Annotated in this window: 15 protein-coding genes; 11 read left to right on the top strand and 4 right to left on the bottom strand. The window is 71.0% G+C overall.

Annotated elements, in window-relative coordinates:
• Positions 1-112 precede the first annotated feature (112 nt).
• Entirely contained in the window at positions 113-1,414 is a 1,302-nt protein-coding gene (locus NGF19_RS15600; protein WP_252425613.1) for an alpha/beta fold hydrolase, read from the top strand.
• A gap of 43 nt (positions 1,415-1,457) precedes the next feature.
• The gene (locus NGF19_RS15595; protein WP_252425501.1) at positions 1,458-2,282 is read left to right on the top strand and encodes a pentapeptide repeat-containing protein; all 825 of its coding nucleotides are present in this window, start codon (positions 1,458-1,460) and stop codon (positions 2,280-2,282) included.
• A gap of 42 nt (positions 2,283-2,324) precedes the next feature.
• On the opposite strand, the gene NGF19_RS15590 is transcribed toward NGF19_RS15595, so the two are convergent.
• Positions 2,325-3,584 carry an FUSC family protein gene (locus tag NGF19_RS15590; protein WP_252425500.1) on the bottom strand — a complete coding sequence of 420 codons (1,260 nt, stop codon included), beginning with the start codon at positions 3,582-3,584 and terminating at the stop codon, positions 2,325-2,327.
• Between the two features lie 173 nt (positions 3,585-3,757).
• Here NGF19_RS15590 and NGF19_RS15585 point away from each other — a divergent pair, with 173 nt between their 5' ends.
• Complete coding sequence (locus NGF19_RS15585; protein ID WP_252425499.1) at positions 3,758-5,116, top strand: erythromycin esterase family protein; 1,359 nt, start codon at positions 3,758-3,760, stop codon at positions 5,114-5,116.
• Positions 5,117-5,154: 38 nt separating this feature from the next.
• On the opposite strand, the gene NGF19_RS15580 is transcribed toward NGF19_RS15585, so the two are convergent.
• On the bottom strand, positions 5,155-5,649 hold the full coding sequence (locus NGF19_RS15580) for an FBP domain-containing protein (RefSeq protein ID WP_252425498.1): 495 nt from the start codon (positions 5,647-5,649) through the stop codon (positions 5,155-5,157).
• Positions 5,650-5,852: 203 nt separating this feature from the next.
• Between NGF19_RS15580 and NGF19_RS15575 the strand changes: the two genes are divergently transcribed.
• Positions 5,853-6,386 carry an ArsR/SmtB family transcription factor gene (locus NGF19_RS15575; protein ID WP_252425497.1) on the top strand — a complete coding sequence of 178 codons (534 nt, stop codon included), beginning with the start codon at positions 5,853-5,855 and terminating at the stop codon, positions 6,384-6,386.
• 52 nt (positions 6,387-6,438) lie between these two features.
• Positions 6,439-7,671, top strand: a complete 1,233-nt coding sequence (locus tag NGF19_RS15570; RefSeq protein WP_252425496.1) for an aminopeptidase — start codon at positions 6,439-6,441, stop codon at positions 7,669-7,671.
• Positions 7,672-7,693: 22 nt separating this feature from the next.
• Here the strand turns inward: NGF19_RS15570 and NGF19_RS15565 are convergent, their stop codons facing one another.
• Positions 7,694-8,047 (bottom strand): hypothetical protein, encoded by a 354-nt coding sequence (locus tag NGF19_RS15565; RefSeq protein ID WP_252425495.1) that lies wholly within the window; start codon positions 8,045-8,047, stop codon positions 7,694-7,696.
• Between the two features lie 100 nt (positions 8,048-8,147).
• Between NGF19_RS15565 and NGF19_RS15560 the strand changes: the two genes are divergently transcribed.
• Positions 8,148-8,666, top strand: coding sequence for a GNAT family N-acetyltransferase (locus NGF19_RS15560; protein ID WP_252425494.1), 519 nt, complete (start codon positions 8,148-8,150; stop codon positions 8,664-8,666).
• A 51-nt stretch (positions 8,667-8,717) separates the two neighbouring features.
• Here the strand turns inward: NGF19_RS15560 and NGF19_RS15555 are convergent, their stop codons facing one another.
• Complete coding sequence (locus NGF19_RS15555; protein ID WP_252425493.1) at positions 8,718-8,996, bottom strand: hypothetical protein; 279 nt, start codon at positions 8,994-8,996, stop codon at positions 8,718-8,720.
• Between the two features lie 472 nt (positions 8,997-9,468).
• Here NGF19_RS15555 and NGF19_RS15550 point away from each other — a divergent pair, with 472 nt between their 5' ends.
• The 5 genes from NGF19_RS15550 (at position 9,469) to NGF19_RS15530 (ending at position 16,879) form a co-directional block, all read left to right on the top strand.
• Complete coding sequence (locus tag NGF19_RS15550) at positions 9,469-10,533, top strand: 2,3-butanediol dehydrogenase (protein WP_252425492.1); 1,065 nt, start codon at positions 9,469-9,471, stop codon at positions 10,531-10,533.
• Positions 10,534-10,768: 235 nt separating this feature from the next.
• Positions 10,769-14,014 (top strand): formate dehydrogenase, encoded by a 3,246-nt coding sequence (fdh, locus tag NGF19_RS15545; protein ID WP_252425491.1) that lies wholly within the window; start codon positions 10,769-10,771, stop codon positions 14,012-14,014.
• Positions 14,011-14,994, top strand: coding sequence for a 4Fe-4S dicluster domain-containing protein (locus NGF19_RS15540; protein WP_372505661.1), 984 nt, complete (start codon positions 14,011-14,013; stop codon positions 14,992-14,994). Before fdh ends, NGF19_RS15540 begins: the two co-directional genes overlap by 4 nt.
• A gap of 56 nt (positions 14,995-15,050) precedes the next feature.
• Positions 15,051-15,962 carry an NrfD/PsrC family molybdoenzyme membrane anchor subunit gene (gene nrfD / locus NGF19_RS15535; RefSeq protein WP_372505665.1) on the top strand — a complete coding sequence of 304 codons (912 nt, stop codon included), beginning with the start codon at positions 15,051-15,053 and terminating at the stop codon, positions 15,960-15,962.
• Between the two features lie 83 nt (positions 15,963-16,045).
• On the top strand, positions 16,046-16,879 hold the full coding sequence (locus tag NGF19_RS15530) for an alpha/beta fold hydrolase (RefSeq protein ID WP_252425489.1): 834 nt from the start codon (positions 16,046-16,048) through the stop codon (positions 16,877-16,879).
• The last annotated feature ends 205 nt before the right edge of the window (positions 16,880-17,084 follow it).

The following is a 17,084-nucleotide window of genomic DNA, read 5'->3' as shown; positions in this document are numbered from 1 at the left end:
CCGGCCGGGTGTCCGCAAGGGGCCGGGCCGGTGCCTCCCCGGACGCGGACGCCGCACCCCCCATGTGCTGAACTGGGACGCGACCCGCCGTCCGCCCGTCCCGGGAGCCCAGTTGAGCCACACCTACCGCCAGCCCGGAGTCGTCCTCACCGACCGCCGCTTCACCGTGCCCCTCGACCACGACGACCCTGCCGGGGAGACGATCGAGCTGTACGCGCGCGAGGTCGTCGCGGGCGACAAGGCGGACGACGACCTGCCCTGGCTGCTCTACCTCCAGGGCGGGCCCGGATTCGGCGCGCACCGCTTCGTCGGCAAGCAGGCCTGGCTCGGCCGCGCCCTTCAGGAGTACCGGGTCCTCCTGCTCGACCAGCGCGGCACCGGCGCCTCCACCCCCGCCAACCGGCAGACGCTCCCGCTGCGCGGCGGCCCCCGCGCCCAGGCCGACTATCTGACACACTTCCGCGCGGACTCCATCGTCCGCGACTGCGAGGCCATCCGCTCCGGGCTCACCGGCGGCGCCCCCTGGACCGTCCTCGGTCAGAGCTTCGGCGGGTTCTGCACCGTCAACTACCTCTCCACCGCCCCCGAGGGCCTGCACACCGCCCTGATCACCGGCGGCCTGCCCTCCCTCGACGCCCACGCGGACGACGTGTACCGCGCCGCGTACCCGCGCATCGAGCGCAAGGTGGCCGCCCACTACGCCCGCTACCCGCAGGACGTCGAACGCGCGCGCCGTATCGCCGAGTACCTGCTCCAGCACGAGCCCGTGCTCGCGAACGGCTACCGGCTCACCGTCGAGGCGTTCCAGTCCCTCGGCATCCTCCTCGGCAGCGGCGACGGCAGCCACCGCCTCCACTTCCTGCTCGAGGACGCCTTCGTCCGCACCCCGCAGGGCCTCGCGCTCTCCGACGCGTTCCAGGAGCAGGTGCAGACCCTGCTCTCGTACGCGGCCAACCCGCTGTACGCGCTCGTCCACGAGCCGATCTACGGCCAGGACGAGCGCCCCACCGCCTGGTCGGCGGAGCGCGTACGCGCGGAGTTCCCGCAGTTCGACGCGGCGAAGACGCTGACCGGCGACGGACCCGTGCTGTTCACGGGCGAGACGGTGCACCCCTGGATGTTCGACACCGACCCGGCGCTGCGCCCACTGCGCGAGACCGCGGACCTGCTCGCCGAACGCACCGACTGGACACCGCTGTACGACCGCACCCGGCTCGCCGCCAACGAGGTACCGGTGGCCGCGGCGGTCTACCACGACGACATGTACGTCGACACGGCCCACGCCCTCGAGACGGCCCGCGCGATCCGCGGCCTGCGCACCTGGGTCACCGACGAGTTCGAGCACGACGGGGTCCGCGCGGGAGGCCCGCGCGTCCTGGACCGGCTGCTGGCGTTGGTCCGCGACGAGGTCTGACGGCGCGAAGGAGGGCCGGACGGCGAGGGGTTAGGGTGATGTCATGGACACAGCCCCTGCCGACCGGCCCGAACTGCGCGCCGACTGCGGCCGTTGCTTCGCCCTGTGCTGCGTCGCGCTGCCCTTCGCCGCCTCCGCGGACTTCGCGATCGACAAGGCCGCGGGCACGCCCTGCCGCAACCTCCGGGACGACTTCCGGTGCGGTGTGCACACCGAGTTGCGCCCGCGCGGCTTCTCCGGCTGCACGGTCTTCGACTGCTTCGGCGCCGGACAGCAGGTCTCCCAGGTCACCTTCGGCGGACAGGACTGGCGCTCGGGCGACCGGGAGCACGCCCGGCGCATGTTCGACGTCTTCCCCGTGATGCGCGGACTCCATGAACTGCTCTGGTATCTGACCGAGGCGCTCACCCTGCCCGACGCCCGCCCGGTCCACGCCGACCTGCGCCGCATGCGGGAGAAGACCGAGCGGCTCACGCTGCGCACCCCGGACGAACTGCGCGCACTGGACTTGGACGCGCATCGCCAGGAGGTCAATGTGCTGTTGCTGCGCACCAGCGAGCTGGTACGGGCCCCGGTCGGGCGGCGGAAGAAGGACCGGCGGGGCGCCGACCTCATCGGCGCCCGGCTCAAGGGGGCCGACCTGCGCGGTGCCAGTCTGCGCGGCGCCTGCCTCATAGCCGCCGACCTCACGGGCGCCGACCTGCGCCGCGCGGATCTGACAGGCGCCGACCTGCGTGACGCGAACCTCACCGACGCCGATCTGTCGGACGCGGTCTTCGTGACCCAGCCCCAGATCAACGCGGCTCGCGGCACCGCGGGCACCCGACTCCCGGCCACCGTCACCTGCCCCGGCCACTGGACGACGTAGCCCCGACGACGCGTCCCGCCGAGCCGCATCGCTCGGTCATCGTCAGGAACGGTGCTTCCGGCCCGGGAGCAGCCTCCGCAACCGGGCGAGCAGAGAGCGCCGCGCATGCTCCCCCAGTCGACTCAGAAGCGGAACCTGCTGGCGGTGCCGCTGCCCGCCGCGGTCCAGCTCCTCGAGCAGCCGCCGTGAGCGGTGCTCGATGTCCATCTCGTCCAGGATGCGGTTGACCTCGGCCAGAAGGGCGCCGTGGAACTGCCACTGGCGCACATCCCGCTGGACCTCCGCCAACAGCAGCTCGGCCAGCGTGTCACGGGTCGCGCACGCCGTGGCCAGTTCCTCGGCGAGCCGGGCCTCCGCGGACTCGGCGCTGCGGCTGACATCGGTGGTGACGAGCACGGCGAAGCTCACCACCGCATCGCCGATCTCCGAGAGCAACCGCTCCAGCGTGGTCCCGACCCGCGGCGAGAGCAGCGGCTCGGCGCCGCGTTCCTTGGCCAGATCGGCAAGGCTCCGGGCGATGACCCGCAGTACCACCGTGACGATCTCCAGCGTGTCGAGCCCGGTCCGCAGCACGATCCGGTGCAGCAGCCCTTCGCGGACCCGGGGGTTGAGCTTCAGACTGTCCTCGGCCTGCCGCAGCGCCGCGTCCACCACGATGATGTCGTGGTCGAGCCGACGCGCCTCGTACAGCCGTGCCGTCGCCTCCGACACGGGCGTACGCCCCGCGGCCTGCTCTCCGATGCGCAGCGTCAGTTGCCGTACCTGGCGCGCCAGCCCCTCGATGGACGCGCCTGCCGCGCTCACCCACACGGGGGGCGCGAAGAACAGATTGGTGCCGAGGCCGACCACCGCGCCGATCAGGGTCTCCAGGACCCGCGCCCAGGCCGTGCTGCCCACCTGGGTCACCCCGAGGACCAGCATGGCGCTGATCGCCACCTCGGGCACGAACTCACTGACCCGTACGAGATGTCCGACGGCCAGCGAGGCCAGGATGATCAGGGCCAGGCTCCACCAGGTCAGACCCACCAGGATGCTGAAGCCGATGGCGATGACGACACCGGCCACCACCGAGTTCACCCGGCGCACGCTCGTGGTGATCGTGGAGTAGAGCGTCACCTGGACCACGAGCAGGGCGGTCAACGGAGCGGTGAGCGGCGCCCGCTCGGGACTGAGATGCAGCGCGATCACATACGCGAGGGTCGCGGCAGCGGTCGAGCGGACCGCCTGGACCACCTCGGGTTCCTGGCCCCACTTCCCGATCCTGGCGGCCGTCCGCGCCCAGCCCTCACGTAGGTCTCGCATCCCTAGGGCCATTCCCTTCCGGGCGGGCATCGAGCGTAGGCCGGAGGGATGGACCCGGACGCGAGGACCGGGAGCCCGGGGGCAGACCCCCGGGCCGGACCTCGGGGCTTCCCCCGTGCCACCGGGAGGAGAGCAGGATGGTTCCACCGTCCGCCGTACGCGAGTCTCGGATCATGCAACGGCAACGAACCGTACTCGTATCGGCCCTGCTCATCAGCCTGGCGACCGTGGCGGCAGGCGCGCCTCCGGTCGCGGCGGCGACCCCGGCGCACGCGACCGCGGACGCCTCCGACGGCCCGGTCGTGAGCGCCATCGAACGAGGCGCCCACCCCTTGCGCACCGTCGAACCGGGCGGCGACACCGCCGATCTGCGCCCCCTGGACCGCATGATCGGTGACGCCCGCGTCGTCGGCCTGGGCGAGGCCACCCACAGCTCCCATGACTTCTTCGCTCTCAAGGAACGCGTCTTCCGCCATCTGGTCGAGACCAAGGGCTTCCGTACCTTCGCCCTGGAGGCCCCCTGGAGTACAGGGCTGCGCCTCAACGACTATGTGGTGCACGGCAAGGGCGACCCGCGACGGATCATGCGGGAGGAGTTCCAGCGGGACTATCTGTGGTGGAACAACACCGACTACCTCGCGCTCATCGAATGGATGCGCGCCTACAACCTCCGGCATCCCGACGACCCGGTGCAGTTCATGGGCGACGACACGGCCTGGGCGGGTCCCGAACTCTATGACGCGGTCACGGACTATGTGGGCCGCACCCACCCCGAACTGAGCGCCCGCTTCGAGGAGCTGTACCGGGGCCTGCGTCCCACCGTCGCGACGGGGGCGTATATAGAGCAGTACATGAACAAGCCCCTGGAGGAACGCCAGGAGATGGCAGACCGCACGGGCGAGGCGCTGCGGCTGCTGCAGCGGCAGTCGCCGGGCGCGGACCGGGAGACGTACGAGTGGGCCGTGCAGAACGCGACGGTCCTCGACCAGACCGCCCGGCAGTACGCCTTCGACTTCGACACGCCCGCGGGGATCGCCGGGTGCATGCGCTACCGGGACTCGGTGATGGCGGCCAACGTGGTGTGGTGGCAGCGGCACACCGGCTCCAAGGTGCTGCTGTCCGCGCATGACGCCCACGTCGGATACCAGCCGTACCGGCCCGACAAGTACCCGAAGATGCAGGGCGCCTTCCTGCGCGACAGCCTCGGCTCCGACTATGTCAGCGTGGGGACCACCTTCGACCGGGGGTCCTTCAACGCCACCGGTCCGGACGGTGCCATCCACCGCTGGACGCTGGGGCCCGCCGGGCCGGCCAGCAACGAGGCGACCCTCGACCGGGTCCGGTACCGGGACTACGTCGTCGATCTGCGTACGGTCGGCTCACCCGCCCGTGCGTGGCTGGCGCAGCCCCGGCCGACCCGCGCCATCGGCACCGAATACCCGGACGGCCCGGACGACATGGCGCTCGTCGGCCAGTACGACGTCCTCGTCCATCTGCACCGCGTGGAGGCGGCCCGACTTCGGGACCGGTAGCGGCGAGACCGGCGACCGCGGGGCTGCGCCCCTGAGTGTCAGGCGGACAGCTTGTCGAGGAAGGCGGACAGATTGCCCATCATGCGGGCGATCTGTTCGTCCATGGTGAGGCTCTCCTCGAAACGGCCGCCGGCCTCGGGCTTCTTCTTCCCCCGTATGTAGAGGGGGCAGGAGAGATCCGTGCACATGTAGATGCCGACCGAATTGCCCTCGCGCCCGGCCGCGCCCGCCTTGCGGGCCGTCATCAGCGAGACGCCGCTGCCCGGATGGGTGGTCAGACAGAGCGAGCACAGACTGCGGTGCAGGAAGCCGCGCTGCGAGGCCGGGAAGCGCAGGGCGACGCCGACGAGCCGGTCCGCGCGCTCGGTGACGAGATAGCTGCGGTCGGGCGCCCCCGGATCCCGCCAGCCGAGGAAGTCCAGGTCGTCCCAGGGGCGTTCGTCGAGATCGCGAGGGATCGACAGGCGTTTCGCCTCTCCCTTCGAGCAGTTGATGAAGGAGGTACGGATGTCCTGCTCGGACAGCGGTCTCATGACAAGTCCTTCGTGAGGATCGAGACGGAGCCTGGATCGAGACGGAGCGGAGCCCGGATCGAGGCGGAACCTGGAGGGGCCGGCGCCCAGAGGGGTTAGAACCTAGAGGGGCTAGCCATATGGCTAACCTACTCGGCCTCATCGGAGCAGGGCCAACGAATTTGCCCTTGTCGATCGGTTCCGGCCGTAGCTAATATTCCAACATGTCTTGGGGAAATGACTCGCTGGTCTCGCTGCGTGCCCTCGCCAATCCCTTGCGTATCCGCATCGTGTCCCTGCTGACCGGCGCCGCCATGTCGGCGACGGAGGTGGCCGAGGAACTCGGGCTCGCCCACGCTTCCGCGAGTTACCACCTGCGGCAGTTGGCCGCCGCGGGCTTCCTCAAGCGCGTCGAGGAGGATGCGGACCGGCCGGGCCGGTCGCGGCGAGGACGGTCGAACATCCGCTATCGCTACGACCCCACCAGCGTCGAGCGGTTGGACCGCTCCAGTGGTCAACGACTGCTGCAGGAAGCGCTGTTGACCGACCTTCGGCGACGTCTCGACGCGATGACGCGCCAACGCTACAGCGCCGATGCCGAGGTCTGGCTTCCGCAGGAGGACTGGGCGAAGGTCCGCGACCTGGTCGCTCAGGCGGTGGAGGTGTTGCAGGGCAGCGCCCGGCCGCCGCGAACGGAGGGGACCGTGCACGTCAGTCTCACGGCGCTGCTGTTCGAACTTCCCGACGGCCGTGAGTGACAGAGCACGGCTGCCTCGGCATCACCATCCCACCCGTCACCGAGGAGCGCTCATGCCCCCACTCTCCTTACCCGGCATACCGTCGGCCGAACTGACCTCCTACGCCGACCTCGTCATGAACGTCGCGGCACCGGTCACCCACGACGACCTCGTCCTGATCAACGCCGAGATCGAGCACGCACCCCTGGCGCGGGCACTCACCGAAGCCGCCTATGCGCGCGGCGCCCGATACGTGGACATCTGGTACTTCGACCCGTACGCCAAGCGCTCCCGGATCCGCCACGCGGACCCGGAGACCCTGCACGAGGTACCCTCCTGGCTCGACCATCGCCATGACGCGCTCGGCGCGCGGAAGGGGGTGATGATCACCATCCGCGGGGAGGCCGACCCCGATGTCCTCGCCGATCTCGACCCCGCGTCGGCCGGTCTGGACCGCATGCCCAACCTGTTCTCCCGGTACCGACTGCAACGCGACAACCTCGTCTGCTGGTCGGCCGTCGTCTGCCCGACCCCGTCATGGTCCCGGCATGTCTGGGGGGAGGAAGACGTGCCACGGCTGTGGCACCACCTCAAGCACTTCCTCCGGCTGGACCAGCCCGACCCCAGCGCCGTCTGGCGCGAGCGACTCGCCGAACTCCGTACCCGGGCCGACCGACTGAACGAACTGTGCCTGGACACCGTGCACTTCGCAGGGCCAGGGACGGATCTGACCATCGGTCTCATCCCTCGCGCGAGCTGGACGCCCGTGGGCTTCGAAGCCGCCGACGGCCGCTTCTTCGTGCCCAACCTGCCGTCCGAGGAGGTGTTCACCACGCCGGACCGCCGACGCGTCGAGGGCACGGTGCGCGCCACCCGCCCGCTGGCCGTCGCCGGATCGGTGGTCCAGGACCTGGAGTTGACGTTCACCGACGGCGTGGTCAGTGACGTACGGGCCCGTGCCGGTGCGGACGTCGTACGAGCCCACCAGGCCACCGACGCGGGCGGCGCGCGGCTCGGCGAGGTCGCGCTCGTGGACGGCTCGTCACCGATCGGCCGGTCCGGGGTCACCTTCATGGAGACCCTGCTGGACGAGAACGCGACCTGCCATCTGGCCTGGGGATTCGGGCTTCCTCAGGCGCTTCCCGGCGCATCGGACCTCAGCGGCGAGGACCTTGACGCGCTGGGCGTGAACTCCTCGTCCGTCCATACCGACTTCATGGTCGGCGGACCCGAGGTCACCGTGACGGGCAGAGACCGAAACGGCCGCCGTGTGGTCATCCTCGAGGAGGACGAGTGGCGGCTGTGACCGGGGCGTCCGGGCGTCCGGCTCAGGCGGACCAGGGGACGCGGCAGATGTGAGGTGCCATGCCCTCCGGGCACAGCGAATGGAGCACCGCCTTGCGGATGGCCCGCCACGTCTTCAAGGAGCACTCCAAGTCGACGCGCAGCTCCACTGGTTGCCGCGCACCGCTGCTCTGGCCGGGATGTTCCACGGCCCACTGCTCGGCCAGGTGGTCGTACGCGTCGGCCGTCGTCAACTCGCCTCCGCAAAGGGTGACTTGGACCGACTTCCGGACGACACGGGCGCTGTGCGAGCCCACCGCCTCCGCCACGAGCCCGCTGACCCACGCCAGCCCCTGCTCGTCCGCGTACAGGCCGAACCTCAGGGTGCGTGTCCGCATGGCGCCGACTCCTCGTGTTCTTCCGCGTGATCATCCGCTGTCGCGGTGCCTCGCATCGTAGCTCCGGGCGTTGTCAGACCCTCGCTCTAAGGTGGCGGCCATGGAGATCACAAGCGCGCCGCAGGTAAGGCTCGAGCCCTGGGCGGAGGGCGACTTCTGGCTGCTGCGCAGGACCAACAGCCCCGAGATGACCGAGCATGTGGGCGGTCCGGAGACGGAGGAGCAGCTCGTCTCACGGCATCAGCGCTACCTCACCCCGGAGGCCGGGCAGATGTACCGGGTCACGCTGGCCGACACCGGCGAGACGGTCGGGTCCATCGGGTTCTGGGAGCGCGTCTGGCAGGGCGCGACCGTGTGGGAGACCGGGTGGGGAGTGCTGCCCGAGTTCCAGGGGCGGGGCCTTGCCGCGCAGGCGGCCCGTGCCGTGACGGAGGCGGCGCGGGCGGCCCGTACGCACCGCTGGCTGCACGCCTTCCCGAGCACGGACCACCCCGCCTCGAACGCGGTCTGCCGCAAGGCGGGCTTCCGGCTGCTCGGACCGGTGCGGTTCGAGTACCCGAAGGGGCACTGGATGGAGTCCAACGACTGGCGGACGGACCTGGAGCCGGGCCGGGGCTGAACGGCACGTCCCGCGACCGAACGGCACACCGCGCGGGCGCGGCCCACAGGGCTACGCGCCCTCCGTCGGCCGGTCCGCGAGGGCCTCCACCTCCGCCTCCAGCTCGCTGCGCACCCGGTCGTGCGCCTTCGCGTACGCGGTGATCTCGGCCTGGACATCGCGGTCGAGATCCCGCCAGGCGCGGAACGCGGTCTCGTACGTATCGGTCTGCTGCCTGGTCCACGGGGTGGTGGCGGGCGGGCCGTATGTCTCGCGAAGCTCGGCGGCTTTCGTGTACGCCTCACTCGCCGCGCGCTGCATCTCCACGAGTTCGTCCAAGGTCGTCGCCACGGCCGGGATACTAGGCGGGCACGCGCGGGCCCGGTTCCGCGACCCGCGCGACAGTGAGGGAGATCGACCGGTCGGCCCTGAAGCACGCCCGCATCGGGCGCGCCGTCGATTTCGGTGACGCAATTCGCGCTCGCGCCTTCGGGGATCTCCTCGAACGCCTCAACTCCACTATTTCCACGTGAAGTTGATTCAATTCTTCAGTATTCGGCATTCGGTATTCGGCAGGAGCGAGCGGGCGGTATCAGGGTGTGCGCGATCGTCTCGCTCACTCCGGCCGGTCGAGGCGCCCGGAGGGCCCCTGTACAGCGCTTCCTTGTCCGGGGCCGGGAGACCGACGCGACACGGCGACCCCGCTGTTGGACCATATTAGTGAATTGTTAGCGTGAATACGCCATGCGAGGCACACCTCTCCCTCCACGGCCGAGCTCGACACAACCTGCGAGCCGATATCAGACGAAGGAGCGAGCCCAAAGTGAAGGCTGCACGCTACTACGACCGCGGTGACATTCGTATCGAAGACATCCCGGAGCCCACTGTCGAACCGGGCACGGTCGGTATCGACGTCGCGTTCTGCGGAATCTGCGGCACCGACCTGCACGAGTACCTCGACGGACCGATCTTCGTCCCGCCGGCCGGCCACCCGCACCCGGTCTCGGGCGAGTCCGCCCCCGTGACGCTCGGCCACGAGATGTCCGGTGTCGTGTACGCGGTGGGCGAGGGCGTCGAGGACCTGAAGCCGGGCGACCGCGTCGTCGTCGAGCCGTACATCCTGCGCCCCGACGTCGACACCAGCGAGAACAACCCGACCTACCACATCTCGACCGACATGAACTTCATCGGGCTGGCCGGCCGCGGCGGCGGGCTCTCGGAGAAGATCGTCGTCGAGCGCCGGTGGGTCCACCCGGTCGGGGACGTCCCACTGGACCAGGCGGCCCTCATCGAGCCGCTGTCGGTCGCGTACCACGCGTTCCAGCGCTCGGGCGCGAAGGCGGGCGACTTCGCCCTCGTCGGCGGCGCCGGCCCCATCGGCCTGCTCACCTGCGCCGTGCTCAAGGCGATGGGCGTCGAGGTCGCGGTCAGCGAGCTCAGCTCGCTGCGTCGGCAGAAGGCCCTGGACACGAAGGTCGCCGACCATGTCATCGACCCCGCCGTGACCGATGTCGTCGAGGAGGTCAAGCACCTCACCGGCGGCAAGGGCGCGGACGTCGCGTTCGAGGCCACGTCCGTCAACGTCGTCCTCGACACGCTGTTCGACGCCATCAAGCCGGGCGGCGTCATCACCGTCATCTCCATCTGGGGCAAGCCGGCGTCGATCGACATGCAGAAGCTCGTCCTCAAGGAGGTCGACCTGCGCGGCACGATCGCCTACGTCAACTCCCACCCGCAGACCATCAAGCTCGTGCAGGAGGGGCGCGTCGACCTGGCGCCGTTCATCACCAAGACGATCGCGCTGAACGAACTCGTCACCGAGGGCTTCGAGACCCTGATCCACCACAACGAGACGGCCGTCAAGATCCTGGTGGACCCCCGCCTCTGACCCCTGACGGTCCTCCGGGACGCGCCCTCACCGGGCACTCCGCCGAAGGCCGGGTGAAGGCCGAGCGAAGAGCCGAAGACACCCGCACGGGCCCGTAAGGGGCCCGTGCTGCGCTCGCGGGCCCCGTGGTCCTGGCGAAGAATGAGGGGCACGCCGTGGCCTGCCCACCGGGCGCCAGGGTCCCGGCGCTCGGGCCGACCCCGCGAGCCCGGCCCGAGCCCGCCGAGGAGGCCCCATGTCCCTGGCAGACCGGCTGCGCCGTTGGCCCGTACGGCGCCAGTTCACCGGAGACGACCGCACCGGACGGGGCGCCGCGGTGACGTCCTCGCGCACAGAGCGGCTGCGACCGCGCACGGACACCGCCGAACGGGTGGTGTCCTCCGTCTGTCCCTACTGCGCGGTCGGCTGCGCCCAGCAGGTGTACGTCAAGGACGAGAAGGTCGTCCAGATCGAGGGCGACCCGCGTTCCCCGGTCAGCCGGGGCCGACTGTGCCCCAAGGGCTCCGCGACCCTCCAGCTCACCACCGGCCCGGCCCGCCGCCACCAGGTCCTCTACCGCCGCCCCCACGGCACGGACTGGGAGCCCCTCGACCTGGAGACGGCGATGGACATGGTCGCCGACCGGGTGATCCGCACCCGCCGCGAGACCTGGGAGTGGGAGCGCGACGGCCTGCGCACCGCCCGCACGATGGGCATCGCCAGCCTCGGCGGCGCGACCCTCGACAACGAGGAGAACTACCTCATCAAGAAGCTGCTGACCGGCCTCGGCGTGGTCCAGGTGGAGAACCAGGCCCGGGTCTGCCACAGCTCCACGGTGGCCGGTCTCGGCACCTCCTTCGGGCGTGGCGGCGCCACCACCTTCATGCAGGACCTCCAGCACTCCGACTGCATCGTCATCCAGGGCTCCAACTACGCCGAGTGCCATCCGGTGGGGTTCCAGTGGGTGATGGAGGCCAAGGCGCGCGGCGCCCGCATCATCCATGTCGACCCGCGCTACACCCGTACGAGCGCGCTCGCCGACCTGCACGTCCCGATCCGCGCGGGCTCGGACATCGCCTTCCTCGGCGGGATCATCAACCATGTCCTCACCGAGGAGAAGGACTTCCGCGAGTACGTCCTCAACTACACCAACGCGGCCACGTTGGTGAGCGAGGACTTCCGGGACACCGAGGACCTCGACGGTGTCTTCTCCGGGCTCGACGAGGAGAAGCGGCACTACGATCCGCACAGTTGGCAGTACGAGGGCGTGGAGGTCCAGCAGCCGACCGGTGACATCGACGCGCAGTACGAGGAGCGCGTGCACCACATCGGCGGACCCGAGGCCCACGGCTCCGGCGGCGCCCCCACCGGCCACCACGCGCCGACCGACCCGACGCTCCAACATCCGCGCTGCGTCTACCAGATCCTCAAACGGCACTACGCCCGCTACACCCCCGAGATGGTCGAGGAGATCTGCGGGGTGCCGCGCGAGACCTTCCTGCGGGTGTGTGCGGACCTGACCGCCAACTCGGGTCGGGAGCGCACGAGTTCGTTCGTGTACGCGGTCGGCTGGACCCAGCACACCACCGGCGCGCAGTTCATCCGCGCGGCGAGCGTGCTGCAACTGCTGCTCGGCAACATCGGCCGCCCCGGCGGCGGCATCCAGGCGCTGCGGGGCCACGCCTCCATCCAGGGCTCCAGCGACATCCCGACGCTCTTCAACCTCCTGCCCGGATACCTCCCGATGCCGCACGCGCACACCCATATGAGCCTGGACGACCTGGTCGCGGTGAGCAGTACCGAGAAGGGCTTCTGGGCGCACATGCGGGCGTACTTCGTCAGCCTGCTGAAGGCCTACTACGGCGACGCGGCCACCGCCGAGAACGACTTCTGCTTCGACCACCTGCCGCGGCTGACCGGCTCCCACTCGACGTACGACACTGTGCTGGCCCAGCTCGACGGTGTCTGCAAGGGCTACTTCCTGATGGGGGAGAACCCGGCCGTGGGATCGGCCAACACCCGCCTCCAGCGCCTCGGGATGGCCAAGCTCGACTGGCTGGTGGTGCGCGACTTCTCGCTCATCGAGTCCGCGACCTGGTGGCAGGACGGCCCGGAGATCGAGAGCGGCGAACTGCGCACCGAGGACATCGGCACCGAGGTGTTCTTCTTCCCGGCCGCCGCGCACACCGAGAAGTCCGGCTCGTTCACCAACACCAACCGCTGGGTGCAGTGGCACTACCAGGCCGTCGAACCCGAGGGCGATGCCCGCAGCGACCTGTGGTTCATGTACCACCTCGGCCGCCGGATCAAGGAGCGGCTGGCCGGCTCCACCGACCCGATGGACCGGCCGGTCCTCGACCTGACCTGGGACTACCCGGTCAGCGGGCCGCTTCGGGAACCCGTCGCGGACGCCGTCCTCGCGGAGATCAACGGGCATGGCCCGAACGGCGAACCGCTCGGCGCCTACACCGAGTTGAAGGACGACGGCTCCACGGACTGCGGTTGCTGGATCTACTGCGGGATCTACGCGGACGGCGTCAACCAGGCCGCCCGCAAGAAGCCGCACACCGCACAGGACTGGGTGGCCGCCGAGTGGGCCTGGGCCTGGCCCGCCAACCGCCGCATCCTCTACAACCGCGCCTCCGCCGCCCCCGACGGCACCCCCTGGACTGAACGCAAGAAGTACCTGTGGTGGGACCCGGACGAGGGGAGGTGGACCGGCTACGACGTCCCCGACTTCGTACCGGACCGCGCCCCGGACCATGTCCCCGACCCGGACGCGACCGGACCCGACGCGCTGCGCGGCGACGACCCGTTCATCATGCAGGCCGACGGCAAGGGCTGGCTGTTCACGCCCGCGGGCCTGGAGGACGGCCCGCTGCCCACGCACTACGAGCCCCAGGACTCCCCGTTCCCCAACGCCCTCTATCCGTCCACCCCGCGCAGCCCCGTACGGCATCTGATGCCTCACGAGGGCAACCGCTACCACCCGAGCGGCGACGAGGCGGGCGCCGAGGTGTTCCCGTACGTGGTCACCACACACCGGCTGACCGAGCACTTCACGGCGGGCGGGATGAGCCGGTGGTCGGAGTATCTTTCCGAACTCCAGCCGGAGTTCTTCTGCGAGGTCTCGCCCGCGCTCGCCCGGGAACGCGGCCTGGAGCACGGCGGTTGGGCCACGATCGTCACGGCGCGGGGTGCGGTCGAGGCGCGGGTGCTGGTGACCGAACGGATCCGCCCCCTACGGGTGCAGGGCCGTACGGTCCATCAGATCGGACTGCCCTTCCACTGGGGCCCCAACGGCCTGTCCACCGGGGACGCGGCCAACGAACTCGTCGCCATGGCCCTCGATCCCAATGTCCACATCCAGGAGGACAAGGCGCTCACCGCCGACGTCCGGCCGGGCCGCAGGCCCCGCGGCCCTGACCTGCCGCGGCTGGTCGCCGACTACCGCAGACGGGCCGGGATCACCGAGACGACCGGGACGGAGACCAGGACATGAGCGAGGAACGGGTCGGCTTCTTCACCGACACCTCCGTCTGCATCGGCTGCAAGGCGTGCGAGGTGGCCTGCAAGGAGTGGAACGCGCTTCCCGAGGACGGGTTGTCCCTGACCGGCATGTCGTACGACAACACGCAGGCGCTCGGCGCGTCCACCTGGCGGCACGTCGCCTTCATCGAGCAACTCCCGTCAGGAGATGGGCAGTCGGCGGCCGACGGCGACGGTCGGATGCGCTGGCTGATGTCCTCCGACGTGTGCAAGCACTGCACTCACGCCGCCTGCCTCGACGTCTGCCCGACGGGCTCGCTGTTCCGTACCGAGTTCGGCACGGTGGTCGTGCAGGAGGACATCTGCAACGGCTGCGGCTACTGCGTGCCCGCCTGCCCGTACGGCGTCATCGAGCAACGCCCCGCCGACGGACGGGCGTTCAAGTGCACCATGTGCTACGACCGGCTCGGCACGGGCCTGGAGCCCGCCTGTGCGAAGGCATGCCCCACGGACTCCATCCAGTTCGGCCCGCTGGACGAGCTGCGGGAGCGGGCCGCGCTGCGCGTCGACCAGTTGCACGAGGCCGGGGTCGCCGACGCCCGGCTGTACGGCCACGATCTGGCGGACGGGGTCGGCGGCGACGGCGCGTTCTTCCTGCTCCTCGACGAACCCGAGGTGTACGGCCTGCCCCCGGACCCCGTCGTCACCACCCGCGACCTGCCGACGATGTGGCGCCACGCGGGCGCCGCGGCCCTCTCCGTACTGGGCGGCCTCGCGCTGTCGTTCGCGATGGCGGGCAGGGGCGCGAAGGCCGGACGAAGCGTGAGGGCGGGACGGGGCGCGCTGGTCGGCTGGGGCGTGACGGTGGGACGGGGTGCGATGGCCGGATGGGGTGTGACGGCGGGAAGAGGCGCGATGGTGGGCAGAGGCGCGACGGTCGGACGGGGCGCGATGGTGGGCCGGGCCGCGATGGCGGGAAGGAGGCGGCGATGACCCGCACCGAGAGCGGCCCGGCCCCGAAGGGCGGGAGACGACGGGGAGACCAACCCATGGTCCCGCGCGCCGACTTCGACTCCTACTACGGGCGGCCCGTCATCAAGGCGCCGTCCTGGGGAGCCGTGGACATCGCCGGGTACTTCTTCCTCGGCGGGCTCGCCGGAGCCGGTTCGACGCTCGCGGCGGGCGCCCATCTCACCGGCCGCCCCCGCACGGCGACGGCGATGAAGGTGTCCTCCCTCGCCGCCGTCTCACTGTCCGCCGCCGCGCTCATCCATGACCTGGGCAGGCCGTCCCGCTTCGCGAACATGCTCAGGGTCCTCAAGCCGACCTCGCCGATGAGCGTCGGCTCATGGCTGCTGTCCGGCTACGGCCCGGCGGCGGGCGTGGCCGCGGCGAGCGCCGTGACCGGGCGGCTGCCGCGCACGGGCGCCCTGGCCACCGGAGCGGCGGCGCTGCTCGGCCCGGCCGTCGCCTCGTACACGGGCGTCCTCGCCGCGGACACGGCCGTGCCCGCCTGGCACGGCGCCCACCGTGAACTGCCCCATCTCTTCGCGGCATCCGCGACGGCCGCCGCCGCGGGCATGGCCCTGGCCGTCGGCCCGACGCGGGAGAACGGCCCCGCCCGGTACGCGGCCGGGCTGGCCGCGCTCGCCGACCTGGCGAGCGCCACGGCCGCCGAGCGGAGTCTCGGCATGGTCGCCGAGACCTGGCGGCAGGGACGCGCGGGCTTCCTGCTGCGGACGGCCCGGGTCCTGACCGTCTCCGGCGCCGTGGGCGCCGCGGTCCTCGGCGGGCGCCGCCCCGCGGCGATCGCCTCCGGCCTGGCGCTGCTCGCCGGTTCGGCCTGCACACGCTTCGGGGTCTTCGCGGCCGGGATCGCCTCGGCGAAGGACCCGCGGTACACGGTGCTGCCGCAGCGGGAGAGGGCCGAGGCGCGGGCGGACACCGGCCCCGGCGGGTGATGACGTCCGAGGTAATCGACCGCCGTCCCGGCGCGCGACAGGATGGAGACATCCCCAGCAGCCGATGGCGAGAGGACCTTCCCATGCCGTACTTCGAGAGCCCGACCGATGGCACCCGCCTCCACTTCGTCGACTACGGTCCGGCCGACGGTCCCGTGATGGTCTTCGTGAACAGCGCGTACTTCTCCACCGAGATGTGGGAGTACCAGACGCTGCCCCTCGCTGCCGAGGGATACCGCTGCGTCGGGCTCGACCGGCGCGGCCACGGGCGCTCCGACGACGTGTGGGGCGGCTTCGACCTGGACACGCTCGCCGACGACGTGCAGGGCCTGATCGAGCACCTGGACCTGCGGGACCTCACCTTCGTCGCGCACTCGGTCGGCACAGCCGAGACCGTGCGGTGCCTGACCCGGCACGGCTCCGCGCGAGTGGCCCGCGTCGTCCTGGTCGGCGGCATGGTGCCCGGTGTCGTGCGCTCGGAGCGGAACCCGGACGGGTGGGCCCCGGAGGCCGCCCAGGCGGGCAACGCCGCCTTCCAGCACGACCGCGCGGCCTTCTTCGCCGACGGCGCCCGTGACTTCTTCGCCCTGGACCGGCCCGGCAACGAGCTCTCGGACGCCTATGTGCAGTACATGGTCCGGCTCTGCCACGCCTCCACGGCCCGCGCCGGCACCGCGCTCGGCCAGGTCATCGCCGCCCTCGACGTCAGCGAGGAACTCACCGCGATCGACCTGCCCGTCCTCGTCGTCCACGGCACCCATGACACCTCCGCGCCCTTCGAACTGACCGGCAGCCGCAGCGCCGCGCTCCTGCCGAACAGCGTGCTCAAGGTGTACGAGAACGCCGGCCACGGCCTCTTCGCCACCCACGCCAAGCAACTCAACGCCGATCTGCGGAAGTTCATGGCCGAGGCGTGAGACGACGGGGACCGGCCGCAGGCGTGCCCACCCTCCGCAGCAGGTCCACTGTCGGCGGCAGCGGACCGGTGTCCTCCAGGGAGTCTCTCTCGGGCGCTGTCACCCGGCCGGGCGAACCGGGCGGGCGGGGTTCCGCGCCCTTCCCCGCGGCCGGACCGGCCCGCCCGAACGCTCCGTCCGGCCGCTGCGTCACCCCGAAGCGCAA

It is taken from the genome of Streptomyces macrolidinus (assembly GCF_023887685.1).
GTDB lineage: Bacteria > Actinomycetota > Actinomycetes > Streptomycetales > Streptomycetaceae > Streptomyces > Streptomyces macrolidinus.
The sequence above is the reverse complement of the archived record's forward strand: the minus strand, read 5'-3'. Positions and strand labels throughout refer to the sequence as shown.